Origin of the sequence: Georgenia sp. 311, from assembly GCF_006151955.1 — a bacterium.
Lineage (GTDB): Bacteria > Actinomycetota > Actinomycetes > Actinomycetales > Actinomycetaceae > Oceanitalea > Oceanitalea wutianyii.
Genome location: NZ_VDFS01000062.1, coordinates 19,109 through 40,941, shown reverse-complemented (window position 1 = coordinate 40,941; position 21,833 = coordinate 19,109). Strand labels below are relative to the sequence as shown.

The window sequence follows — 21,833 nt, the reverse complement described above, 5'->3', positions numbered from 1 at the left end:
TCTCGCGCGGAACTCCGCTCTCGCGCGGAAGTCGGCTCTCGCGGGGGGAGAGAGGGGGTCAGAGGGACCAGGTGGCGTTCGGGGTGGCGAGCTCGAGGGGGCCGGCGTAGGTGGCGGTGGCCTCGGCGTGCACGACCGCGGGGTCGTTCCACGGCGGCAGGTGGGTGAGCACGACACGTCGGGCACCGGCGGCGGTGGCGATCGTGCCCGCCCGCAGGCCGGTGAGGTGGATGCCCCGCACGGTGTCCCGGTCCTCCTGGAAGGCGGACTCGCAGAGGAACAGGTCCGCGTCGCGCGCAGCCTCCACGAGCGCGTCGCAGGCGTCCGTGTCGCCGGAGTAGGTGAGCACGACGTCGCGGGTGCCGTCCTGCGACGGCCCGGTGACCCGCAGCGCGAACGCGGGCACCGGGTGCTCGACCGGGAAGGCCTCGACCCGCAGCGGCCCGACCTCCGCGACCTGGCCGGGCACGTGCTCGGCGAAGGTGAAGGCGGAGTCGAGGGCGGAGAGGTCCTCCTCCATCGTCAGGCCGGCGACGCGGGCGTCGGTGCCGGGCGGGCCGAGCACCAGCACCGGGCCGAGGGCCCCGGCCGGGTTGTAGCGCCGGTAGACGTCCAGGCCGGTGATGTCCACGACGTGGTCGGCGTGCAGGTGGCTGAGCACGACGGCATCGAGCTCGGCGGGGTCGAGGTGGCGCAGGAGCGAGCCGAAGGCGCCGGACCCGAGGTCGAGGAGGATGCTCCACGTGCGCGTGCCACCGGCGCCGTCGGGGCCGTCGGCCTGCACGAGGTAGCACGAGGAGGCGGAGTCCGGGCTGGACATCGAGCCGGCGCAGCCCACGATCGTCAGCCTCACGCGGTGACCTCCAGCTCGGTGTCGCGGTCCACCCGGCCGACCTCCGGGCCGAGGAAGCGGTGGGCGAGCCGGGTGAAGCTCTCGCCGTCGCCGGTGGCGAGGAAGCGGTGCTGCGGCGGCGGGGCCGCGATGTCACGCTCGAGGTCGTGCGCGACCAGCATCCGGTAGGTGTCCTTGGCCGTCTCCTCCGCGCTCGACACGAGAGTGACCTCCTCGCCCATGACGTAGGAGATGACGCCGGTGAGCAGCGGGTAGTGGGTGCAGCCGAGCACCAGGGTGTCCACGCCTGCGGCGCGGACGGGCTCGAGGTACTCCCGGGCGGCGGCGAGCACCTCGGGGCCGGAGGTGACGCCCCGCTCGACGAACTCGACGAAGCGGGGGGCTGCGGACATGGTGAGCTCGAGGTGGGGCGCGGCGGCGAAGGCGTCGCGGTAGGCGCCGGAGCTGATCGTCGCCCGGGTGCCGATGACGCCGACGTTCCCGGAGCGGGTGGCAGCCACCGCGCGGCGCACGGCCGGCTGGATCACCTCGACGACCGGCACCCCGGCCCCGACGGTGTAGCGCTCACGGGCGTCGCGCAGGACGGCGGCGGAGGCGGAGTTGCAGGCGATGACCAGGGCCTTGACCCCGGAGTGGACGAGCCGGTCCATGACGTCGATGGCCAGCGCGCGGACCTCGGCGATGGGCTTGGGCCCGTAGGGCGTGTGTGCGGTGTCCCCGATGTAGAGGATCGACTCGTGGGGCAGCTGGTCCAGGATGGCGCGCGCAACGGTCAGGCCCCCCACCCCTGAGTCGAAGACACCGATCGGCGCGTCGTTCACGCTTCTGACGTTAACCTCATCGGGGCCCGCCCGACATGGCCTCGAGCAGTGACTCCTGCCACCAGGTGAGGGCGGCGTACAGGCTCGTGAGGGCGGCGTCGAGCTCGTCACGCGGCGTGGTGGGCGCCTCGGTGCCTGCACGGTCGTAGACGCGCTCGGCGTCCTCGTCGGTCTCGATGCCCAGGCGTGCGGCGAGGACGAGGCGCAGGTCGGTGAGGGCGGAGAGCCAGGCCCGCTCCTGCCCGGCGCGCACGACGACGACGCCGGAGCTCGTCCGCAGGCCGGCGTGGACCACCCGCAGGTGGTCGACCTTCGTCGCCCGCAGCGAGCTCTCGGTGAGCCTGCGCAGCTCCGCGGCGAGCTGCTCGTCCTCCCGGCTCGCCGGGGGCAGCAGCCGCGCGAGCGCGGGGTCGCGGGGCGGCTGTCCGGCGGCAGGGTCCCAGTCGAGGGCGGCGAGGACGGCGTCCTCCTCGGAGGCGTGCTCGGCGTCGTCCTCCTCCTCGATGTGCGAGCCGAGGAGCTCGGCGGTGTCGGCGACGATGCGGCTGATGATCCGCAGCTCGGCGGGCTCGAGCTCGCAGGCCCACCCGCCGGGGACGGCGAGGAACGCGCGCATCTCAGGCGCCCCCCTCGGGCTCGAGGGTGGCCCACAGCCCGTAGGAGTGCATCGCCTGCACGTGGACCTCCATCTTCTCCCGGGCGCCCTCGGCGACGACGGCGCGCCCGTCGTGGTGGACCTGGAGCATGAGCTCGCGGGCGCGGGGCTCGGGGTAGCCGAAGTACGTGCGGAACACGTAGGTCACGTAGCTCATGAGGTTGACCGGGTCGTTCCAGACCACGGTGCGCCAGGGTCGTGCGGGGTCGAGCGCCTGCTCGTGCTCCTCGGTCTGCCCGGGCACCGTGACGGGTCCGGGCGTCGTCGCTGCCACCATGCGCCCCACCCTATGCACTCCGCCCGACGCCCCGCCCGCGCCCGGCAGGACGACGGGGCCCGGCAGGAACGTTCCTGCCGGGCCCCGTCGAGGTCCTCACGCGTGTGGTGTGGCGCGGGTCAAACCCTGGTCTTCTTGCCTCGTCCCACGAGGGACATGATCACGGAGATCACGAGAATCGCCACACCGATCCAGATGAGGATCTGGGCCGCCTCGACCGCGACACCGATGATGAGCATGACGACACCGAGGATGATCAGAATCAGCCACAAAGACATACGAGGACTCCCTTCGTTCCCGGCGCCACTCGGCGCCGGCCTGTTGGCGTCAAGCGTTGCAGAACTTGTTCACCAGGGCACGCTGAACCGCAAACTCGCGCCTGACCTGGAACTTTCGGGGCCTCAGGCGATGACGTGGCGGGTCGGGATCGCCGGTTCACCCTCGCTCAGCCGCCAGCCCTCGTAGGGCAGCGCGGCCCGCGAGGCGACGTGCCGCTCGGCGGCGGCCGCGACGGCACCCGGTCCACGGTGCTCGTCGGCGATGACGCCCTGTCGCACGAGCGGGAGCTGCAGCCCGCGCGCCCCGTGCTCCTCCAGCACCCGCACCCCGGTGGCCTCGTCCTCGCACCCGACGACGAGCTCCTCCTGGGCCACGCCGTTGGAGAAGACGCGCCCGGCGACCTTGAAGCCGCCGACGGTCGCCTTGGAGGCCGAGGCCTTGGCGACGTCGACCATCCGTCCGTCGGCGCCCTCGCGCTCGACGAGCTTGTAGACGAGCTCGGCGGTCGGCAGCCCGGAGCCGGTGACGAGCTTGGTGCCCACCCCGTAGGCGTCCACCGGCGCGGCGCCGAGGGCGGCGATGGCGTACTCGTCGAGGTCGGAGGTCACGGTGATGCGCGTCGTCGTCGCGCCGAGCTCGTCGAGCTGGCGGCGCACGGTGAACGCCTGGGCGACGAGGTCACCGGAGTCGAGGCGCACCGCGCCGAGCTCCCCGCCGTGGCGACGGGCGGCGGCCACCGCGCGCTCGACACCGCGCTCGACGTCGTAGGTGTCGACGAGCAGCGTCGTGCCCGGCCCCATCGCCCGCACCTGGGCGTCGAAGGCGGCCTCCTCGTCGTCGTGGACGAGGGTGAAGGAGTGTGCGGCGGTCCCGATCGTCGGGATGCCGTAGGTGCGGCCCGCCTCGAGGACGCTCGTGCCGGCGAACCCCCCGACGACGGCGGCGCGCGCAGCCGCGACGGCGGCCTCCTCGTGGGTGCGGCGAGCCCCCATCTCCAGGCAGGGCCGGCCGTGGGCGGCGGTGGTCATCCGCGAGGCCGCAGCCGCGACGGCGGAGTCGTGGTTGAGCACCGAGAGCACGACCGTCTCGAGCAGGACTGCCTCGGCGAAGGTGCCGCGCACGGTGAGGATCGGGGACCCGGGGAAGAAGCACTCCCCCTCGCCGTAGCCGAGGACGTCCCCGGAGAAGCGGTAGCCGGCGAGGTAGTCGAGGGTCTCGCCGCTGACGACGCCCATCTCGCGCAGCCAGTCGATCTCCGCGCCGGAGAAGGTGAAGGAGGCGATGGCGTCGAGGACCCGGCCGGTGCCCGCGACGACGCCGTACCTGCGCCCGCCGGAGAGCCGGCGGGCGAAGACCTCGAAGACGCTACGCCGGTGCGCGGCACCGGACTGGAGGGAGGCCTCGAGCATCGTCAGCTCGTAGCGGTCGGTGAGCAGTGCGGTGGTCGCGCGTGACATGGCGACCAACCTAGCGGCCCCGTGCCCGCGGTACCTCGCCCGCCCGAGGTCGGACCCGCCAGAATGCGGTCATGTCGAACCGTGCGGCGGACGTCTCCCCCGGCGGGCCCCCTGGGCTGGCCGGGCCGCCGGGTGGGGACGTGCGCGTCCCGCGCGCCGTCGTCGACCTCGCGGGGGGCGAGCAGGTGGTCCCGGTGTGGCGCAACGAGCTCGGCGGCCTGACGTTCCGGCTCGGCGCCGGGCGGTTCGTCAAGTGGGTCGCCCGCGGCACGCAGGGCCTGGACCTCGCCGCCGAGGCCGAGCGCCTGCGGTGGGCCGCACCGTTCGCGGCCGTGCCGCGCGTGCTGGAGAGCGGGAGGGACGACGACGGCACCTGGCTCGTCACCGCGGCCCTCCCCGGTGAGTCCGCCGTCCGCTGGACGCACGACCCGCGCACCGCGGCCCGCGCCCTCGGTGAGGGGCTGGCACGGCTCCACGCCGCACTGCCGGTGGCCCACTGCCCGTTCAGGTGGGCGGTGGAGGACCGGGTCTCCAGGGCGGGGCAGCGGCTCGCCGCGGGCCACGGCCCGGAGGCGTGGTTCCCCGAGCACCGCCACCTGTCCCCGGAGGACGCGCTCGCGCTGCTCGCGCAGCCGCCCGCCCCGGTCCGCACGGTCGTGTGCCACGGCGACCCGTGCGTCCCGAACACGCTGCTCGCCGCGGACGGCTCCGTCGTGGGCGTGGTCGACCTCGGCTCGCTCGGGGTCGCCGACCCGTGGGCCGACCTCGCGGTGGCCGCGTGGAGCACGGAGTGGAACTTCGGCCCGGGGTACGCCCGCGAGGTCTACGCCGCGTACGGCACGGCCCCCGACGAGGAGCGCATCGCCTACTACCGCCTGCTGTGGGACCTCACCTGACCGGTCGCCGGGACCGGGCCGGGAGGGCTACTTGCGGCCGACGAACCAGTTGCGCAGCTGGGCGATGCGGGCCTCGATCTCCTCGATGCTCGCGAGGGGCACCTCCGGGCCTCCGCAGCGTTCGCGCAGCTCGGTGTGGATGACGGCGTGCGGCTTGTTGCTGCGCCGCGACCACGCCGACACCAGGCCCGACAGCTCCTTGCGCAGCGCCGCACGACGCTTGTGGTCGGAGATTCCGGCGTTGTCCTCACGCTGCACCCGGGCGGCCGCCTGGCGCTTCTGCTGCTTGACCTGCTCGGCCTGACGCTGACGCAGGAGGGTGTGGACCTGCTCGGGCTCGAGCAGGCCCGGCAGACCGAGGTACTCCTCCTCCTCGATCGAGCCGACCTCCGCACCGGTGCCGAACTCGCCGCCGTCGAACAGGACGCGGTCGAAGGACGCCTGGGCGTCCAGGGCCTCGAACCCCGGGAGCATGAGGTCGTCGCTCGCCTTCTCCTCCCGGTTGGCGGCCGCGACGAGCGCGTCCTCCGGGGTGAAGTAGTCCCCCTTCTCCTCCGAGGTGAGCACGCGGTCCAGCGCGTGGTCGCGCTCCACCTCCAGCTGCGCGGCGAGCTCGAGCAGGACCGGCACGCTCGGCAGGAACACCGAGGCCGTCTCCCCGCGGCGCCGGGCGCGCACGAAGCGGCCGATCGCCTGCGCGAAGAACAGCGGCGTGGCGCTGGAGGTGGCGTAGACACCGACGGCGAGACGGGGCACGTCCACGCCCTCGGACACCATGCGCACGGCGATCATCCAGCGCTGGTCGCCGGCCGAGAACTCGTCGATGCGGGCGGAGGCGCCGTCGTCGTCGGACAGGACGACGACGGGCATCTCGCCGGTGACCTCGTGGAGCACCTTGGCGTAGGCGCGGGCCTTGGTCTGGTCGGTGGCGATGACGAGGCCGCCGGCGTCGGGCACGCCGCGGCGCACCTCGGTGAGGCGGCGGTCGGCGGCGGCGAGGACCGCGGGGATCCAGTCGCCGGACGGGTCCAGGGCCGTGCGCCAGGCCTGGCCGATGAGGTCCTTGGTGAGCGGCTCGCCCAGGCTCGCGCTCACCTCGTCCCCCGCCCGGGTACGCCAGCGCATCTGGCCGGAGTAGGACAGGAAGATCACCGGGCGCACGACGCCGTCGCGCAGGGCGTCGGCGTAGCCGTAGGAGTAGTCCGCCCGCGAGCGGCGCACGCCGTCGGCGTCGCGCTCGTAGGTGACGAACGGGATGGCCGCGGTGTCCGAGCGGAACGGGGTGCCGGTGAGCGCCAGACGCCGGCGGGCCGGCTCGAAGGCGAGGCGGATGCCGTCGCCCCAGCTCAGCGCGTCCCCGCCGTGGTGCACCTCGTCGAGGATGACGAGCGTCTGCTCGGCGGTCGTGCGGCGGCGGTGCAGGTCGGGGTTGGCGGCGACTTGCGCGTAGGTGAGCGCAACGCCGTCGAAGGACGCGCCGTGACGCTCCTGGGCGTTGCGGAAGGCCGGGTCGAGCTGGATGCCGACGCGGGCCGCCGCCTCCGCCCACTGGCCCTTGAGGTGCTCGGTGGGCGCGACGACGGTGACCGCGGTGACCTCGCGCCGGGAGAGCAGCTCGGTGGCCACCCGCAGGGCGAAGGTCGTCTTTCCGGCCCCGGGGGTCGCGACGGCGAGGAAGTCGCGGGGGTCCTCGTCGAGGTAGGTCTGCAGTGCCTCGGCCTGCCAGGCACGCAGCCGCGAGGCGGTCCCCCACGCAGCCCGCGCAGGGTAGGCGGGCGAGAGGTGCTCCGCGGCAGCGGTCGACACACCTGCAGGAACTGCCTGCGAGGTGGTCGGGGCCGGCCGGCGCTGGTGGCCGGCGCTCACTCTCCGCTTCCGCCGGAGCCGCGGCCGCCGCGTCCGAAGCCGCCGAAGCGGCCGCGTCCCGAGGAGCCGGCGTCGCCCTGGAGGCTCTCGTAGATCTCCTTGCACGTGGGGCACACGGGGTACTTCTTGGGGTCCCGGCCCGGGGTCCACACCTTGCCGCACAGCGCCACGACCGGCTGCCCGGACAGCGCGGAGGACATGATCTTGTCCTTCTTCACGTAGTGGGCGTAGCGGTCGTTGTCACCGGGCTCCTGCTCGCGGACCTCCTCGCGCTCGAGGACGCTCGTTCCCGACGACGTCGACGGCTCGCTCGGCTGGCTCGGGGGCTCGGTGGAACTCATGGGGACCAGTCTAGGACGAGCCACAGACGAGGTCCCCGTGAGGCACGCGACGTTCGGCGAGGCCTACGGCACAGCCGCCGGTGGCTACAGGCCCTGCCACGCCGGCTTCGCCGCGTAGGTCTCCCGGTAGTAGTCCACGTGCTCGAGCTGGGAGGCCGCGGCCTCGTCGAGCAGCACGGTGGCGTGCGGGTGGTGCTGCATGATCGTCGCCGGCCACATGGCGCTCACCGGGCCCTCGACGAGCTGGCGCACCGCGGCGGCCTTGCCCTCACCGGTCGCGATGAGGACGAGGTGGCGGGCCTCCATGATCGTGCCCAGCCCCTGGGTGAAGCACAGCCGCGGGACGGCCTCGACGTCGCCGTCGAAGAAGCGGGCGTTGTCGCTGCGGGTCTGCGGCGCGAGCGGCTGCACCCGGGTGCGGGAGGCGAGGGAGGAGGCGGGCTCGTTGAAGGCGATGTGGCCGTTGGTACCGATCCCGAGGATCTGCAGGTCCACCCCGCCGGCCTCGGCGATCGCGCGCTCGTAGGCCGCGGCGGCCGCGGGCAGGTCCTCGGCGAGACCGTCCGGACCGGTGACCGCGCCGGGGGCGAAGTCGACCCGGCCGACGAGCTCCTGCTCGATGACGTTGCGGTAGCGCTGCGGGTGGTCGGCGGGCAGCCCGATGTACTCGTCCAGGGTGAACCCGCGCGCGCGGGCGAAGCTGATCCGGCCCGCCTGCTGCCGGCGGACGAGCTCGTCGTAGGTGGGCAGCGGGGTCGAGCCGGTGGCCAGGCCGAGGACGGCGTCCGGCTTGCGGCTGAGCAGCTGCTCGATTGCGTCCGCGGCGAACTGTGCGCTCTCCTGCGCACCGGACGTGATGACGACCTCCACCGGGTACCTCTCCTTCGCACGGTTCGGGTGCGCCTCGCACCCGCGACCAGCCTACTGACCCTGCGGGCCGTGGGACGTGCGGACATGGCAAGGCGGGCAGGACGTGAACGTCCTGCCCGCCTGTGCGTCTGTCAGGACGTCACTTGTTGGAGACGGCCTTCTTCAGGGCGCTGCCCGCGGAGATCTTGACGCCGTAGCCGGCCGGGATCTGGATCTCGGCGCCGGTCTGCGGGTTGCGGCCGGTGCGCGCGGCGCGCTCGACACGCTCGACGGACAGCAGGCCCGTGATCTTGACGGCCTCGCCCTTGCTGACGGACTCGACAAGCACGTCCTGCAGGGCCGACAGAGCAGCGTCGGCCTGGGACTTGGTGAGCGAGGAGCGCTCGGCCACAGCGGCGACGAGCTCGGTGCGGTTGACGGACATGGAATCCCTCTCTCAGTCGGCGTACACACCCTGTTGGGTGCGACTGGGCCGACATTACGGCGTAACCCCGCAGGTTGTCGCCTCCACGCGCCGGGTTCTCGCCTTGCCTTTCCGCGGGTCACGGGCGCCGCCGAGGCGTCCGGGACGAGCGCGAGGGGTCGCGCGGACCTCAGACGAAGCCCGGAGGCCGCTCCAGGGCGGTCGTCGTCGTCCAGCTGTCCGGAGCCTCCGGGCGCCCCTGCCGCAACCGCGTGTCCGCGCCCTCGTGACCGCTCTGGGAGCCCTGTTGACCCCCGAGCTCCTCGTTCGGGGCGCGCAGCAGGTGCATCGCGGCGTCCATCCGCACGAGGGCGTCCATCATGAGCTCGATGCCCTCGACCATCCCCTCGCTCGCGCTCAGGGTGCCTTCCCGCACGCTCTGCTCGGTCACGAACGGGACGACGACCATCTCGCGCACCGGGTACATCTGCAGCGACCCGAGGACGCCCCGCAGCGCCTCGGCACCCACCAGGCCGCCGGACATCCCCGAGCCGTAGCTGACGATGCCCACCGGCTTGAACGCCCACTCGTGGACGAGGTAGTCCAGCGCGTTCTTCAGCAGCGCGGAGTAGCCACGGTTGTACTCCGGGCTCACCATGACGAACGCGTCGGCGGCCCCGATCCGCGCGGCCCACCTGCGGGTGTGCTCGTGGCGGTGGTGCCCGTACCGCGGGAGGTCCGGCTCGTCGAAGAGCGGCAGGCCGACGTCGCGCAGGTCGATGCGGTCGATGGCGAAGGCCTTGTTCGACCCGAAGCGGGTGACCACCCAGTCGGTGACGACGTTGCCGAGCCGGTGAGGGCTCGTCGCAGCGTTGAGGACAGCGAGTCGGATCATCAGTGCTCCTAGACCGGGGGACGAGGGACACGGTAGTCCCGGCGCGCGCCGGGGGGCGACCTCCGGCAGTCGCCGGGCGGACGGGCCGCACCGCTGCCACCCTGTGCACCATGAACGTCGACACCGGAAGTCATGCGCGCCGGGCCGCTGCCGGCCTGGAGGACCACCCCGTGCTCACCGTGGGGGCTCGGCTGGGCTACGCGGCAAGTGGCCTCCTCCACCTCGTGCTCGGCTGGATCGCGGTGACCCTCGCCTGGGGCACCGGCGGGCAGGAGTCGGCCGACCAGTCCGGCGCGCTGGAGCAGCTCGCCTCGACCTCGGTCGGCGCCGTCCTCCTGTGGGTGATCGTCGTCGGCTTCGGGCTCCTCACGCTGTGGCAGGTGACCACCGCGATGACGACCGACGGGACGAAGGACCGCGTGAAGGCGGCCGGCAAGGCGGCGACGTACCTCGTCCTCACCGGCCTGGCGGCCAAGGTGGCCACCGGGGGCTCGGGCGGGGGCGGGTCGGAGCAGACGACCAGCCTCACCGCCCGCGTCATGGAGAACCCGCTGGGGCAGGTGGCGGTGGGGCTCGTCGGCGTCGGCATCCTCGTCGTCGGCGGCTACCACGTGGTCAAGGGGTGGAAGGAGAAGTTCCGCGAGGACCTCCAGGGGAACCCCGGCCGGGCGGTCGTCGTGGCCGGCCGGGTCGGATACGTCGCCAAGGGGGTGGCCCTCGGCATCGTCGGGGCGCTCTTCGTCCTCGCCGCGGTCACGAACGACCCCGACGAGGCGCAGGGCATGGACGGCGCCCTGCGCACCCTCCTCGAGCTGCCGCTGGGCACGGCGCTGCTCACGGCGGTCGGCCTGGGGATCGCCGCCTACGGCGTCTACTCCTTCGGCCGCGCGCGGTACGCGAGGGTCTAGCGCTCGGTCACGGCCTGGTGGAACCACCGGGTGATCGTCGTCGGGTGGGTGATCGCGGTGCCGACGACGACGGCGAAGGCCCCGCGCCCCATGGCGTCGGCCGCCTGGGCCGGGGTGTGCACGCGCCCCTCGACGACGACCGGGCGCGAGCACCGGGCCACCATCTGGTCGATGAGCTCGACGTCGGGCCCCTGGGTCCTGGCCCGCTCCCCCGTGTACCCGGCGAGCGTCGTGCCGAGGACGTCGGCCCCGGCGTCCTCCGCGGCGAGGGCGTCCTCGAGGCTGCCGCAGTCGGCCATGACGAGGACGTCGGCGTGCTCGCGCAGACCGGCGATCGTCTGGGCGAGGGTGCGTCCGTCGGGCCGGGGGCGGCGGGTGCCGTCGAGCGCGACGATGTGCGCGCCCGCGTCCGCGACGGCGATCGCGTGCTCGAGGGTCGGGGTGATGAAGACCGGGTCCTCCCCGTCCTTCCACAGGCCGGTGACGGGCACGTCGGTGGCGGCGACGATCCGCGCGATGTCCTCCAGCCCCTGGGCGCGGATGCCCGCGGCCCCGCCCTCGACGGCGGCGAGCGCCATGCGCTCCATGATCTCCGGGACGCGCAGCGGCTCTCCGGGGTAGGCCTGACAGGACACGATGAGGCGCCCGCGGAGGCGCTCGAGGACCGGTGACACGGGGGTTTCCTTCCGGAGGGTGGTCACGCGCGCAGCGCGGTGCGGGCCGCGCCGAGCACGGCGGCGACCGGCCCGAGCGCGGAGGGCAGGACGGGGACGTCGGCGAGCGGCTCGATGAGCTCGGCACGCACGGTGGCGACCATCGGCTCCCACCACAGCGGGCCCGCCTGGGACATGCCACCGCCGACGACGACGGCGGCCGGGTCGAGCACCGTGACGACGCCGGCCACGGCCCGGCCCACGGCCCGGGCGGAGTCGGTGACGGCGCGCAGGGCGAGCTCCTCACCGGCGACGGCGCGGGCGTAGACGGCGCGGGTGTCGGGCACGTCGGGCGATCCGCCGAGGCGCAGGTAGTGGCGGTGGAGGGCGGGACCCGAGCCGAGCGCCTCGAGGTGGCCGTCGCGTCCGCAGCCGCAGCGCATCCCCACGGCGTCCGGGCTGGGCAGGTGGCCCATCTCCCCCGCGACGTGCCGGGTCCCGCGCAGCGGACGCCCGTCCAGGACGAGGCCGGCGCCCACGCCCGTGCCGACGGCGACCATGAGGACGCTGTCGAGCCCGGCAGCCGCCCCGAGCCACACCTCGCCGCCGGCGTGCGCGTCGACGTCGTTCTCCACCGTGACCGGCGCGTCGGCGAGGAGGTCGGCCAGCCGCTCCTGCAGACCGGCGCGCACGGCGGTGCCGGTCCACCCGAGGATGGCGTCGGTCGCGGACAGGATCGTGCCGCTCGTCGTGTCGACGACGCCGGCGGTGCCCACACCCACCCCGCCGATGCGGGCCCCGGCGGGCACCTGCCTGCTCGTGCCGTCCGGCGCGGTCAGCGTGCCACCTGCGGCGACGACCTCCCGGACGAGGGCGGCGACGGTGTCGAGCACGGCCTGCGGGCCCGCCTGGGCGGGGGTCGGGGCGGAGCGGACGGGCCCGACGGCCCCGTCCGCGCTCACGAGGGCGGCGGCGGTCTTCGTGCCTCCGAGGTCGACCCCGACGACGACGTCACTCACGTGCGGTCCTCTCTGCTGCGCATGGCTGCCGGCGCTCGGCCCACGGGGGCAGGAGGCCGCCCGTGCTGGTGCCGCGGCCGGCCCGGCCGCGGTACCCCGCGCCGAGCGTACAGAGGCCTGTCGGCCGTGGGCCGGCACGCCTGCGTCACGGATCGCGGCCGCCACACCAGCGGTGCGGCACGACCTGCGGAAGGATGTTCTCAGCATGAGCTCCTCTGTGAGACAGCCATGTCCGATGTCAGAGGTGCCGTCGACCCGACCCTCACAGCCCGCGAAAGGTCACACCACGGTGATCACTGCACTGCTCCTCGGCCGGCCCGGTCGCGAGCCCCTCCGGCCGACGACGGCCGAGACCCGGAACCATGCCCTCCCCGACGCACCGCCGGTCCTGCACGCCCTCCGGGCCGCCCGGCGGAGCGTCGGGTGGACCGCGGAAGGCGACGCGCCGTGACGCCCGCTGCCGTCGCCGTCGTCGGCACGGGCACCTCCGCCGTCGAGCACCTCCGGGCGCTGCAGCAGATCCCGCGTCTGCGGGTCCGCTGGGTCGCCGGCAGCGACCTCGCGCGCGCCGAGGAGCTCGCGCGGCTCGTCGGCGCCCGCGCGACGACCGACATCCACGGCGCGGTCACCGACCCTGCCGTCCAGGCGGTCGACATCGTGAACGCCACGCCCGGCCACGCCCCGTGGACGATCGTCGCGGGTCACGCCGGCAAGCACGTCCACGTCGACCAGCCGGCCGCCCTGTCCCTCGCCCAGCTCGACGCGATGACTGCGGCCACCCGCCACACGAGTCTCCTCGTCGGTCAGACCGTGCGATTCCAGCCGGCCGTCGCCCGCCTGGCCCGCGCCGCCCAGAGCGGGGAGGTGGGTACCCCTCGCCTGCTGCACATCAGCTGGTACACCGGTCACGCATGGCCCGGCGGGTGGCGCAGCTGGCAGCTCGACCCCGCGCTGTCCGGTGGCCACCCGGTGCACAACGGCACCCACATCCTCGACGCCGCGACCTGGCTGCTCGGCTCGGCGCCGGCGGAGGTGTTCGCACGGGGCGTGCGCACCTTCTCCCCCGACATGGAGTCCCCCGACTCCTTCCAGGTGCAGCTGCGCACCGCGGACGGCGGGCTCGCGACGCTCGAGCTGTGCTACGCCCTGCGCCGGCGCGGGGACATGCTCCGCCGGGTCGTCCTCGTCGGCACGGGCGGGACGCTGCGCCACTCCACCGAGGACGAGCCGGGGCTGACCTCCGACGCCGCCCGGCCCGCCCCGCTGTCACTCGAGGGGGCGCTGCGCGTCCAGCTCGAGCACTGGGCCGACGTCGTCACGGGCACGGCCCGCCCGCTCGTACGCCCCGACCAGGTGCGCGGGGCCCTCGCCGGCGCGCTCGCCGCCCAGCGCTCGCTCGTCACCGGACGGCGCGTCCACGTCACCGAGATCGAGGCCGACCCCGTCGTCGGCGCGAACGCCCCCGTCGAGGAGGTCCTCTGATGGCCCTGCGAGTCGCCGTCCTGTCGGCAGTCCGCCACGCCACCGACTACCTGCGCATGCTCGGGCAGGACGAGCGGGTCGAGCTCGTCGCCGTCGCGGAGGAGCCCAACGCGCCGGAGTGGATGCGAGCGGACTCGCGCGCCGCCGCCGAGCGCGCCGGGGTGCGCTACACCGAGACCGTCGCCGAGGTCCTCGACCCCGCCAAGGTCGACCTCGTCGTCGTGTGCAGCAGCCCGGCCCGCCACGCCCGACTCGCCCTCGCTGCGCTGTTCGCAGGCATCGACGTGCTCATCGACAAGCCGGGCGCAACGACGCTCGCGGACGCGGACGCGCTCGTCGAGGCCGCCGAGCGCACAGGCAGGGTCTGCGCCGTCGTCAACCGGACGCACGCCCCGGCCCTGCGCCGCGCCCGCGCCTGGGTGGACGCGGGCCACGTCGGTCTGCCCCGCCACCTCGACGTGGAGCTCCTCGCCTCGGGGGCCCACTTCGCCACGTCGGTCGAGCGCCCCGAGCTCGTCGTCGACCCTGCGCTCTCCGGGGGCGGGGAGATGCTCAACTTCCTCTGCTACTGCGCCGACGCCGTCACCTACCTCACGGGGCTGCGGACGGTGGAGGTGCACGCCTTCACCGGTGCGCTGTTCTCCGAGCTGCACGCCGAGCACGGGGTGGAGGACAGCGCCGTGGTGAGCCTCCTCCTCGAGCGCGGCGTCACCGCGACGGTGACGCTCGGCCGGGTGCCCTACGCCCCGGGCACGACGCCGACGACGAGCTCGCTGCGCCTGCTCGGGTCCCACGGTCACGCCGTCGTCGACGACGACCGCCCGGCCGTCGCGAAGTTCGGCCCCGACGGCGCGACGTCCCTCACCGGCGACGCCGGCCAGGTCGCCGCCGAGCGCTACCTGCGCCACGTCGTCGACTGCCTCGTCGCGGGCGCGGTGCCCGACTACACGGTGCGTGAGGCGCGGGCCTCCCTCGCCGTCGTCGACGCCGCCTACCGCTCCGCCGAGCGGGGGGACGTCGTCCCCGTCGGCTGAGACCGCGCACGCCCACCACGAACGCCGACGGGCCCTGCACCACCACGGTGCAGGGCCCGTCGCGCGGAACGTGGGTGGCGTCAGCCGCCGAAGACCAGGACGGCGTACGGTCCGCCCGCGCCCATCGCGTAGCCGACACCGACGTGGGTGTACTCGGCGCCGAGCATGTTCGCGCGGTGCGGCGCGGAATTGGCCCACCAGTTGAACATCCACGAGGTGATCTCCCCGGGCGCCCAGCCGGCAGCGCCGGTGTTGCGGACGATGTTCTCCCCCGACCGCGTCCAGCCGGCGCCGATCTGGCTCTTGTAGTTCGGGTTGTGCTGGAGCACCTGGTTGGCGGCCATCCACTCGGCCCACCCCTGGGCGACGGAGTCGAGGCCGGCGTCGCGGGCGAGAGCACCGAGACCGTTCTGCGCGCGCAGGTCGTTGACCATGGCGGCGAGCGCGCCCTGCTCACCTGCTGCGGCCGCCGCGACCGGTGCCGGGGCCTCCCGAGCAGCCGGAGCCTCCTCGGCGACCGGTGCCTCCTCGGCAGCGGCCTGCTGCTCGGCCTGGGCCTCGGCGGCGGCCACCTCCTCCAGCGCCTGTCGCTCGGCGGCGCGGCTGGCGGCCTGGGCCTCGCGCAGGTCCTCGACCTCGCTCTTGCCGAGCTCGACGTCGACGTCGAGCTCGCTGAGCACGAGGTCGGTCTCCTCGGGCACGGTGATGCCGGGGGCGGTCGCGTCGGCGGGGGCCTCGAGCGAGATCGGGGCGAGCGCGGTGCGGGCGGAGGCGGTGTCGTCCTCGACGACCGCGGCGGCACTGACTGCGGCGGTGAGTGTGAGGGCCAGCCCGCCGGCGAGCGCGGCGCGGTAGCGCCGCTGCAGGGCCGGGCAGACGCGTGCCCGGGAGCGGAGGAGGAGCTGGAAGGGGCGGGCGAGGGCGTGGACGGAGGTACTGGCTCGATGGGACCTGGGTGAGGTCACGGCGGGCTCGTCTCTGTCCCCTGGGGCCGCGAGCACGGTCCCGCCCGCCACGGCATTCGTCGTCCTCAGGGCGGCGGCGGGACGGGGAACCACCCGGAGGGCCCGGCCTGGAGGGGCGCCGGACACGCCCGACAGTAGCCACCGCGGCGCCCGCATGTCACGTTTTGGTCACGACGGCGTGGCGAACGCCTCATGTGAGCGTCCGGTCCCCTAACAGGCGGGAGCGGACACGGCCTGGGCCGGAAGTCCGCCATGCGGCACTGGTCAGCGCAGCAGGCCGGCGCGCTCGGCGCGAACGGCGACCTGCACGCGGTTGCGCACCCCGAGCTTGGTCTGGATCGTCGCGAGGTGGGCCTTGACGGTCGCCACAGACACGTAGAGCCCGGAGGCGACCTCGGCGTTGCTCAGCCCTTGCCCCACGGCGACGACGACGTCGCGCTCCCGGTCGGTCAGCCCGGCGAGCGCAGCCTGCGCCTCCTCGACGGCACGGCGGTCGCCGTCGTCGCGGTAGTGGTCGAGCACCTGACGGGTGCTGCGCGGGGAGAGGACGGCGTCACCCGCCATCACTGCGCGCACGGCCGCGATGATCTCCGTCGGTGAGGACGACTTGAGCAGGAAGCCCTCGGCCCCGGCGTCGAGGCTGCGCAGCACCGCGTCGTCGACGTCCCACACGGTGAGGACGACGACGTGCGGTGCGCGCGGCAGCCGGCGCACGGCCCGGGTGGCCTCGACGCCGTCGGTGCGCGCCATGCGCAGGTCCATGAGGACGACGTCGGGGGCGTGGCGCTGCACCGCCTCGACGACCTCGTCACCGTCGGCGACCTCCCCGACGACCTCGACGTGCGGGTCGCTCGTGAGGAGCAGCCGCAGGCCCGACCGGACGAGCGGGTCGTCGTCGACCAGGAGGACGCGGCAGGTGTCGAGCACGCCGCCATCGTAGGTGGGGGGTCAGACACCGGAGTCGCGCCACGGCAGGTCGACGGTGACACGGAAGGTTCGCCCGCCGTCGTCCAGGCCGTAGGCGAGCTGCCCACCGAGCAGCTCGACCCGTTCCGCCATGCCGCGCAGGCCCTGGCCCGCCCCCTGCTCCCCGGCGCCGGGCACGTAGGGGTTGCGCGCGTCGATGCGCATCCCCGCGGCGGGCCCGCCGCTGACCTCGAGCCGGATCGGCTGCGCGGGGGCGTGCCTCCGGGCGTTGGTGAGGACCTCCTGGACGATCCGGTAGACCGCGCGGGCCAGCGCGGGGTCGGCCCGCTCGGCGCTGTCGACGTAGACGGATGAGCTCACCGGCACACCGGTCTCCACGGTCTCGGCGATCATCTGCGGGAGGTCGACGAGCGAGAGGTCCGGCTCGGTCGGCCCGGCGTCGAGCGGCTCGTCGAGGACGGCGAGCAGCGAGCGCAGGTCGGCCATCGAGCGCGCCGCGCTCTCCCGCACCAGGCGGGCGCTGTCACCGAGCGGCCCGTCGGGTGCGTGCGCCTCCAGCGCGCCGGCGTGGAGGTTGAGCAGTGACAGCCGGTGCCCGAGGACGTCGTGCACCTCCCGGCCGATCCGTTCCCGCTCCCGCTGACGAGCGAGCCGGTCCCCGAGCTCGGCGCTCGCGTGGCGCGCGGCCGTGACCTGGCCGGCCGAGACGGCGGCGAGGCGCTGCGCGCGCACCGCGAGGCCGGCGCCGACAGCGATCGCCACCCCGAGCAGGACGAGGAGCGGCGCGACCCACCACCCGAGCACGACCTTGACGCCGGGGGCGGCGTCGGCGGGCGCGAAGACCGTCTTGACCAGGGACGTGGCCGACGTCGCGCCGCGGGTGTCCCGCACGATGCTGACGACGGTGGCCGCCACGGCGGCCGCGGCCGCCCACCGCACCTGCCGGCCGCGGCGCCGCCCGATGAGCGAGCCGAGGCCCACGAGCGCCGTCCACGACCCGATCGGCACGACGACGGCCGCCGCAGACGCGACGAGGGTGACCGCGACCGGCGCGCGGTGGCGCCACACGAGGAGCACCGGCAGGCCCAGCGCGAGCAGCAGGCCGAGCAGGGCGAGCAGCACCTGCCAGCCGTACTCGTCACGACGCAGGAGCTCGGAGAAGGCGACCGAGGTGAGTGAGGCGCCGGCGCACAACGTGCCCCACAGCACCGTGCGCCACCACGGCGCCCGCTGCTCGGTGACGACGGCATCGCGCTCCATGTGCTCACCGTAGGCAACCCCACCGACACGGCGGCACCCGCCGTCCGGCCAGCGCGGGGCGCCGGCACCTGGCCGATCGGCTACCGCGTTCTGGGCGACCGGCCGATGCCGGGGTGGGGGCACGGCGCGTTGGCTGGGGCCATCAGCTCAGACGACCCCAGGAGGACACCGTGAACCACTCCGACGACCGGCACCAGCCCATCCCGCCCTTCGCCCCGCAAGGCCCCGGCGCCTACACCTCCGGCGGCGCCCCGGCGCCCCTGCCGCCTCCGGCTCCGGCACGCAGGAGCTGGTTCGCCCGGCACAAGATCCTCACCGGCATCCTCGCCGTCGTCGTCCTCGGCGCCGGCGCGGCGGCCGCCGGGGGAGGTGGGGACGAACCGACGCCCGCCGCCACCCCCGCCGCGGACGCGCCCGCTGCCGCTCCCGAGGAGACCGCCGAGGACGAGGCGCCCGAGGCGGCTCCCGCTGACCTGCCCAAGATCGGCGACGCCGTCCGCGACGGGAAGTTCGAGTTCACCGTCACCGCCGTGGAGACCGGCGTCGCCGCGGTGGGCAACGACCTCTTCGGTGAGGAGGCCCAGGGCCAGTTCGTCCTCGTCCACATGACGGTGGCCAACATCGGCGACGAGGCGCAGATGCTCAGCGGCAGCAACCAGACCCTCGTCGACGACCAGGGCCGTCAGCACTCGGCGAACTCGTCGGCGGCGATCTACCTCGACGACGCCGACACCTTCCTCAACGACATCAACCCGGGGAACTCCGTCGAGGGCGTCGTCGTCTTCGACGTCCCGGCCGACGCCGTCCCGGCGGCGATCGAGCTCCACGACTCGGTGTTCTCCGGCGGGGTCACGGTCTCCCTGGAGCAGTGAGGTGGAGGTCCGGCGCGGGCGGCGCCGAACCTCGCCTACCCCGCCACGGCCCTGCCGACGAGGTCGAGCAGGGCCGTGGCGTAGGCGTCCTCGACGTCCGGCGCCCGGTACTCCACCTGTCCGCCCGGGCCGGTCGTCGTCACGACCCACTCGCCGTCGTCTCTCGTCAGACCTCGGAACGTGCCGCCGAGGAACTCGCGCAGCTGGTCCTCGCGAGGCAGCCACAGTGCGTCGTCCTTGGAGACGTTGTCCAGCGCCCACTCGGTGGTCCCGTTGAAGTTGAGCACCGTGCCGCCCTGGTAGGTGCGGGCCTCGATGACCATGTGGGACAGGATGAAGACGTCCTCGGACAGTGCCTCGGCCTTGATCCGGAAGCGGTCGCCGGGCGCCGGGTCCCAGCGCAGGCCGGCGCCCTCGAGGTCGCGGGCGAGCTGGTCGCTGATCATCGGTCCAGTGTGCCCACGTCGGGAACGTCCCGCAGGCCCTCCGGCGCCGGCACGGCGACGTCGGCGAGGAGCTCGGTGAGCGCGAGGGCGTCGAACGGCGCCCGCACCTTGGCGTCGTTGTCGAAGTAGACGACGACGTCGTGGCCGGCCGCGTGCCACCGCCTCACCTTCGCCGCCCACGAGCGCAGCGCGGCGTCGTCGTAGCCGCTGACGTAGAGCTCGGCGGCGCCGTGGAGGCGGACGTAGACGAGCCCGGCGGTCGGCGTCTCGAACACCGGCCAGCTCTCCCCGCCGTCGGACACGACGAGCGCGACGTCGTGGTGGCGCAGGAGCTGGACGAACTCCTCGTCGGCGAAGCTCTCGTGCCGCACCTCGAGGGCGTGGCGCAGCGGGCGGTCGGCGTCGGTGGTGGTCAGTGCCCGGCCGTCGAGCCGCTCGTCGTGCCCGGCGGCGAGCTCGGCGGCGCGGGCCGTCGTCCTCGGCAGCAGCGCGAGGAACTGCGCCACCCGGTCGAGGTCGAGCCGGCGGCGCGCCGGCAGCTGCCACAGCACCGGGCCCAGGCGGTCCCCGAGCGCGAGGACGCCGGAGGCGAAGAAGTTCGCCAGCGGCACGTCGACGTCGCTCAACGCCTTGAGGTGCGTGATGAACCGTCCACCCTTGACCGCGAAGGTGAACCCGGGAGGCGTCGCGTCGCGCCACCGTTCGTAGGAGGTCGGCCGCTGCAACGAGTAGAAGGACCCGTTGAGCTCGACGGTCGGGAACGTCTGCCCGATGAACTCCAGCTCGCGCCGCTGGGGCAGGCCGCGCGGGTAGAACGACCCGCGCCACGGGGCGTACCGCCACCCGGACACACCGATCCGCACCTCGGCCATGCCGGTGAGTGTAGGAAGCGGGAGGGCCGGGCGCCCGCCGGGCGATGAGTTCCGTGGGTCCCGCGGGTCGGTAGGCACAGGACGACAGGGGCACCTGCCCCGCCAACCGAAGGGGACATCATGAGCTCCACCGCCATCGAGACCCTCACGCTCGACGTCCCGGGGGCCACCCTCACCTACGACGTCCGCGGGACGCCGACGGTGGACGGCGCCCCGCCGCTCCTCCTCATCGGCCAGCCGATGGACGCGGTCGGGTTCACCACGCTCGCCTCCCACTTCCGCGACCGCACCGTCGTCACCTACGACCCGCGCGGACTGGGGCGCAGCGTCCGCCACGACGGCACCGACGTCCAGACGCCCGAGCAGCAGGCCGACGACGTCCACCGGCTCGTCGCCGCGCTCGGCGGTGGGCCGGTCGACCTCTTCGGCACCAGTGGCGGCGCTGTCACGGCCCTGTGCCTCTCGACCCTGTTCCCCGACGAGGTGCGCACCGTCGTCGCGCACGAGCCGCCGATGCTGGGAGTCCTGCCGGACGCGGACCGCGCCCTCGCGGCGTGGGAGCGGGTGCGGGCCGTCTACGACGAGCGCGGCTGGGGCTGGGGCATGGCCGCGTTCATCGCCATGACGTCGTGGCGGGGCGAGTTCCCGGAGGACTTCGGCGCCCAGTCCCCCGACCCCGCGGCCTTCGGCATGCCCACCGAGGACGACGGCTCGCGCGACGACCCGCTCCTGTCCGATGCCGCGGCGGCCGTCGTCCGCTACCGACCGGACGTCGCAGCCCTCTCCGCGTCCACGGTCCGGGTGGTCCCGGCCGCCGGGATCGAGAGCTCGGGGACGTTGACGTGGCGCACCACCGAGGCGCTGGCCGAGCAGCTCGGCGTCGAGCTCGCGGTCTTCCCGAGCAACCACGGCGGCTTCATGGGCGGGGAGTACGGCCAGACCGGGGAGCCGGAGGCCTTCGCCGCCCGCCTGCGGGAGGTGCTCGCCGGCTGACCAGGCGGCTCAGCGCGACACCGGGCCACGGCGGGAGCACGCTTCAGGCATGCTCGAGCCGCTCGTGCAGCGCCTGGCCGCGGCGGGATGCGTGTACCCCGAGGCGGAGGCCGCGGTGCTCGTCGACAGCGCCACCGGGACGCAGGAGCTCGAGGACATGGTGCGCCGCCGGGAGGCGGGCGCGCCGCTCGAGCACGTCGTCGGGTGGGTGCTGTTCCGTGGGCAGCGTCTCGACGTCGACCCGGGTGTCTTCGTCCCGCGCGCCCGCAGCGAGCTCCTGGTCGAGCAGGCCACCTCGCTCGTGCGCTGCACGGCCGGCGCGGGTGGCGGCGTCGTCGTCCTCGACCTGTGCTGCGGCACCGGCGCGATCGGCGTCGCGCTCGCCGCCGAGGTCCCGGCCGTCCGGCTGCACGCGGCCGACGTCGACCCCGCCGCCGTCGCCTGCGCGCGGCGCAACGTCTCCCGCTGGGGCGGTGTCGTCCACGAGGGCGACCTGTTCGCCGCCCTCCCCCGCCGGCTGCGGCGCCGGGTGGACGTCCTCGTCGCCAGCCCGCCGTACGTGCCCAGCGCCGACCTGCGGCTGCTGCCCGGGCAGGCGCGGGACTTCGAGCCGCCGACCGCCCTCCTCGGCGGCTCCGACGGGCTCGCGCTCGTCAGCCGCATCGCCCGCCGGGCCGGTCCGTGGCTCGCGCCGGGGGGCGCCCTCGCGATCGAGGTCGCCGAGCACCAGCTCGGCCGCACCGCCGACCTGCTCGAGGCCCGCGGCTACGCGGCACGCACGGTGACCTC

The 21,833-nt window shown here is 74.5% G+C and carries 25 protein-coding genes; 7 read left to right on the top strand and 18 right to left on the bottom strand.

Going from position 1 to position 21,833, the window contains the following annotated elements; translation table 11 throughout:
• Nucleotides 1-58: 58 nt before the first annotated feature.
• From FHE66_RS13620 to FHE66_RS13600, 6 genes are all read right to left on the bottom strand, one after another.
• A complete protein-coding gene (locus FHE66_RS13620) occupies nt 59-853 on the bottom strand; it encodes an MBL fold metallo-hydrolase (protein WP_139073521.1) in 795 nt (264 codons plus the stop codon).
• Complete coding sequence (gene murI / locus FHE66_RS13615; protein ID WP_139073520.1) at nt 850-1,674, bottom strand: glutamate racemase; 825 nt, start codon at nt 1,672-1,674, stop codon at nt 850-852. Before murI ends, FHE66_RS13620 begins: the two co-directional genes overlap by 4 nt.
• Nucleotides 1,675-1,690: 16 nt before the next feature.
• Nucleotides 1,691-2,290 (bottom strand): DUF2017 domain-containing protein, encoded by a 600-nt coding sequence (locus tag FHE66_RS13610; RefSeq protein ID WP_139073519.1) that lies wholly within the window; start codon nt 2,288-2,290, stop codon nt 1,691-1,693.
• Between the two features lies 1 nt (nt 2,291).
• On the bottom strand, nt 2,292-2,606 hold the full coding sequence (clpS, locus tag FHE66_RS13605) for an ATP-dependent Clp protease adapter ClpS (protein WP_139073518.1): 315 nt from the start codon (nt 2,604-2,606) through the stop codon (nt 2,292-2,294).
• A 119-nt stretch (nt 2,607-2,725) separates the two neighbouring features.
• Nucleotides 2,726-2,884 (bottom strand): hypothetical protein, encoded by a 159-nt coding sequence (locus FHE66_RS15650; RefSeq protein ID WP_168202643.1) that lies wholly within the window; start codon nt 2,882-2,884, stop codon nt 2,726-2,728.
• Between the two features lie 123 nt (nt 2,885-3,007).
• Nucleotides 3,008-4,342: a nicotinate phosphoribosyltransferase gene (locus FHE66_RS13600; protein ID WP_139073517.1), complete on the bottom strand. Its 1,335-nt coding sequence runs from the start codon at nt 4,340-4,342 to the stop codon at nt 3,008-3,010.
• Between the two features lie 71 nt (nt 4,343-4,413).
• Here FHE66_RS13600 and FHE66_RS13595 point away from each other — a divergent pair, with 71 nt between their 5' ends.
• Nucleotides 4,414-5,238, top strand: coding sequence for an aminoglycoside 3'-phosphotransferase (locus FHE66_RS13595; protein ID WP_139073516.1), 825 nt, complete (start codon nt 4,414-4,416; stop codon nt 5,236-5,238).
• 27 nt (nt 5,239-5,265) lie between these two features.
• On the opposite strand, the gene FHE66_RS13590 is transcribed toward FHE66_RS13595, so the two are convergent.
• The 5 genes from FHE66_RS13590 to FHE66_RS13570 form a co-directional block, all read right to left on the bottom strand.
• Nucleotides 5,266-7,044, bottom strand: coding sequence for a DEAD/DEAH box helicase (locus FHE66_RS13590; protein WP_139073515.1), 1,779 nt, complete (start codon nt 7,042-7,044; stop codon nt 5,266-5,268).
• Nucleotides 7,045-7,100: 56 nt separating this feature from the next.
• Nucleotides 7,101-7,445 (bottom strand): DUF3039 domain-containing protein, encoded by a 345-nt coding sequence (locus FHE66_RS13585; protein ID WP_139073514.1) that lies wholly within the window; start codon nt 7,443-7,445, stop codon nt 7,101-7,103.
• Nucleotides 7,446-7,529: 84 nt separating this feature from the next.
• Nucleotides 7,530-8,315, bottom strand: coding sequence for a glucosamine-6-phosphate deaminase (nagB, locus tag FHE66_RS13580; RefSeq protein ID WP_139073513.1), 786 nt, complete (start codon nt 8,313-8,315; stop codon nt 7,530-7,532).
• 139 nt (nt 8,316-8,454) lie between these two features.
• A complete protein-coding gene (locus FHE66_RS13575; protein ID WP_139073512.1) occupies nt 8,455-8,739 on the bottom strand; it encodes an HU family DNA-binding protein in 285 nt (94 codons plus the stop codon).
• A 169-nt stretch (nt 8,740-8,908) separates the two neighbouring features.
• Nucleotides 8,909-9,613, bottom strand: a complete 705-nt coding sequence (locus FHE66_RS13570; RefSeq protein ID WP_139073511.1) for an NADPH-dependent FMN reductase — start codon at nt 9,611-9,613, stop codon at nt 8,909-8,911.
• A gap of 110 nt (nt 9,614-9,723) precedes the next feature.
• On the opposite strand from FHE66_RS13570, the gene FHE66_RS13565 reads away from it, so the two are divergent.
• The gene (locus FHE66_RS13565) at nt 9,724-10,521 is read left to right on the top strand and encodes a DUF1206 domain-containing protein (RefSeq protein ID WP_139073510.1); all 798 of its coding nucleotides are present in this window, start codon (nt 9,724-9,726) and stop codon (nt 10,519-10,521) included.
• Here the strand turns inward: FHE66_RS13565 and FHE66_RS13560 are convergent.
• On the bottom strand, nt 10,518-11,195 hold the full coding sequence (locus FHE66_RS13560; RefSeq protein WP_139073509.1) for an N-acetylmannosamine-6-phosphate 2-epimerase: 678 nt from the start codon (nt 11,193-11,195) through the stop codon (nt 10,518-10,520). The genes FHE66_RS13565 and FHE66_RS13560 overlap by 4 nt on opposite strands.
• Before the next feature lie 23 nt (nt 11,196-11,218).
• Nucleotides 11,219-12,193 carry an ROK family protein gene (locus FHE66_RS13555; RefSeq protein WP_255303750.1) on the bottom strand — a complete coding sequence of 325 codons (975 nt, stop codon included), beginning with the start codon at nt 12,191-12,193 and terminating at the stop codon, nt 11,219-11,221.
• A gap of 447 nt (nt 12,194-12,640) precedes the next feature.
• Between FHE66_RS13555 and FHE66_RS13550 the strand changes: the two genes are divergently transcribed.
• Both FHE66_RS13550 and FHE66_RS13545 read left to right on the top strand, forming a co-directional pair.
• Nucleotides 12,641-13,675: a Gfo/Idh/MocA family protein gene (locus tag FHE66_RS13550; RefSeq protein WP_218013735.1), complete on the top strand. Its 1,035-nt coding sequence runs from the start codon at nt 12,641-12,643 to the stop codon at nt 13,673-13,675.
• Nucleotides 13,675-14,709 carry a Gfo/Idh/MocA family protein gene (locus tag FHE66_RS13545; protein ID WP_139073506.1) on the top strand — a complete coding sequence of 345 codons (1,035 nt, stop codon included), beginning with the start codon at nt 13,675-13,677 and terminating at the stop codon, nt 14,707-14,709. The genes FHE66_RS13550 and FHE66_RS13545 overlap by 1 nt, the downstream gene beginning before the upstream one ends.
• Nucleotides 14,710-14,789: 80 nt before the next feature.
• On the opposite strand, the gene FHE66_RS13540 is transcribed toward FHE66_RS13545, so the two are convergent.
• The 3 genes from FHE66_RS13540 to FHE66_RS13530 form a co-directional block, all read right to left on the bottom strand.
• Nucleotides 14,790-15,674: a CAP domain-containing protein gene (locus FHE66_RS13540; RefSeq protein ID WP_139073505.1), complete on the bottom strand. Its 885-nt coding sequence runs from the start codon at nt 15,672-15,674 to the stop codon at nt 14,790-14,792.
• A 264-nt stretch (nt 15,675-15,938) separates the two neighbouring features.
• Nucleotides 15,939-16,601 carry a response regulator transcription factor gene (locus tag FHE66_RS13535; protein WP_139073504.1) on the bottom strand — a complete coding sequence of 221 codons (663 nt, stop codon included), beginning with the start codon at nt 16,599-16,601 and terminating at the stop codon, nt 15,939-15,941.
• A 21-nt stretch (nt 16,602-16,622) separates the two neighbouring features.
• On the bottom strand, nt 16,623-17,861 hold the full coding sequence (locus FHE66_RS13530; RefSeq protein WP_139073503.1) for a sensor histidine kinase: 1,239 nt from the start codon (nt 17,859-17,861) through the stop codon (nt 16,623-16,625).
• Between the two features lie 170 nt (nt 17,862-18,031).
• Here FHE66_RS13530 and FHE66_RS13525 point away from each other — a divergent pair, with 170 nt between their 5' ends.
• A complete protein-coding gene (locus FHE66_RS13525; RefSeq protein WP_139073502.1) occupies nt 18,032-18,733 on the top strand; it encodes a DUF4352 domain-containing protein in 702 nt (233 codons plus the stop codon).
• Nucleotides 18,734-18,768: 35 nt separating this feature from the next.
• Here the strand turns inward: FHE66_RS13525 and FHE66_RS13520 are convergent, their stop codons facing one another.
• Both FHE66_RS13520 and FHE66_RS13515 read right to left on the bottom strand, forming a co-directional pair.
• Nucleotides 18,769-19,179 carry a pilus assembly protein CpaE gene (locus tag FHE66_RS13520; RefSeq protein WP_139073501.1) on the bottom strand — a complete coding sequence of 137 codons (411 nt, stop codon included), beginning with the start codon at nt 19,177-19,179 and terminating at the stop codon, nt 18,769-18,771.
• Nucleotides 19,176-20,051, bottom strand: a complete 876-nt coding sequence (locus FHE66_RS13515; RefSeq protein WP_139073500.1) for a DUF72 domain-containing protein — start codon at nt 20,049-20,051, stop codon at nt 19,176-19,178. The genes FHE66_RS13520 and FHE66_RS13515 overlap by 4 nt, the downstream gene beginning before the upstream one ends.
• Nucleotides 20,052-20,171: 120 nt before the next feature.
• Between FHE66_RS13515 and FHE66_RS13510 the strand changes: the two genes are divergently transcribed.
• Both FHE66_RS13510 and FHE66_RS13505 read left to right on the top strand, forming a co-directional pair.
• Nucleotides 20,172-21,044 carry an alpha/beta fold hydrolase gene (locus tag FHE66_RS13510; RefSeq protein WP_218013734.1) on the top strand — a complete coding sequence of 291 codons (873 nt, stop codon included), beginning with the start codon at nt 20,172-20,174 and terminating at the stop codon, nt 21,042-21,044.
• Nucleotides 21,045-21,093: 49 nt separating this feature from the next.
• The coding region (locus FHE66_RS13505) for a putative protein N(5)-glutamine methyltransferase (RefSeq protein ID WP_139073530.1) at nt 21,094-21,833 on the top strand (740 nt) is incomplete at its 3' end.

Coding starts and splice junctions, on each gene's coding strand:
- FHE66_RS13545 (WP_139073506.1), top strand. CDS start 13,675: ATGGCCCTGCGAGTCGCCGTCCTGTCGGCAGTCCGCCACGCCACCGAC.
- FHE66_RS13585 (WP_139073514.1), bottom strand. CDS start 7,445: ATGAGTTCCACCGAGCCCCCGAGCCAGCCGAGCGAGCCGTCGACGTCG.
- FHE66_RS13520 (WP_139073501.1), bottom strand. CDS start 19,179: ATGATCAGCGACCAGCTCGCCCGCGACCTCGAGGGCGCCGGCCTGCGC.
- FHE66_RS13600 (WP_139073517.1), bottom strand. CDS start 4,342: ATGTCACGCGCGACCACCGCACTGCTCACCGACCGCTACGAGCTGACG.
- FHE66_RS13515 (WP_139073500.1), bottom strand. CDS start 20,051: ATGGCCGAGGTGCGGATCGGTGTGTCCGGGTGGCGGTACGCCCCGTGG.
- FHE66_RS13575 (WP_139073512.1), bottom strand. CDS start 8,739: ATGTCCGTCAACCGCACCGAGCTCGTCGCCGCTGTGGCCGAGCGCTCC.
- FHE66_RS15650 (WP_168202643.1), bottom strand. CDS start 2,884: ATGTCTTTGTGGCTGATTCTGATCATCCTCGGTGTCGTCATGCTCATC.
- FHE66_RS13530 (WP_139073503.1), bottom strand. CDS start 17,861: ATGGAGCGCGATGCCGTCGTCACCGAGCAGCGGGCGCCGTGGTGGCGC.
- clpS (WP_139073518.1), bottom strand. CDS start 2,606: ATGGTGGCAGCGACGACGCCCGGACCCGTCACGGTGCCCGGGCAGACC.
- FHE66_RS13610 (WP_139073519.1), bottom strand. CDS start 2,290: ATGCGCGCGTTCCTCGCCGTCCCCGGCGGGTGGGCCTGCGAGCTCGAG.
- FHE66_RS13570 (WP_139073511.1), bottom strand. CDS start 9,613: ATGATCCGACTCGCTGTCCTCAACGCTGCGACGAGCCCTCACCGGCTC.
- FHE66_RS13510 (WP_218013734.1), top strand. CDS start 20,172: ATGAGCTCCACCGCCATCGAGACCCTCACGCTCGACGTCCCGGGGGCC.
- FHE66_RS13565 (WP_139073510.1), top strand. CDS start 9,724: ATGAACGTCGACACCGGAAGTCATGCGCGCCGGGCCGCTGCCGGCCTG.
- FHE66_RS13595 (WP_139073516.1), top strand. CDS start 4,414: ATGTCGAACCGTGCGGCGGACGTCTCCCCCGGCGGGCCCCCTGGGCTG.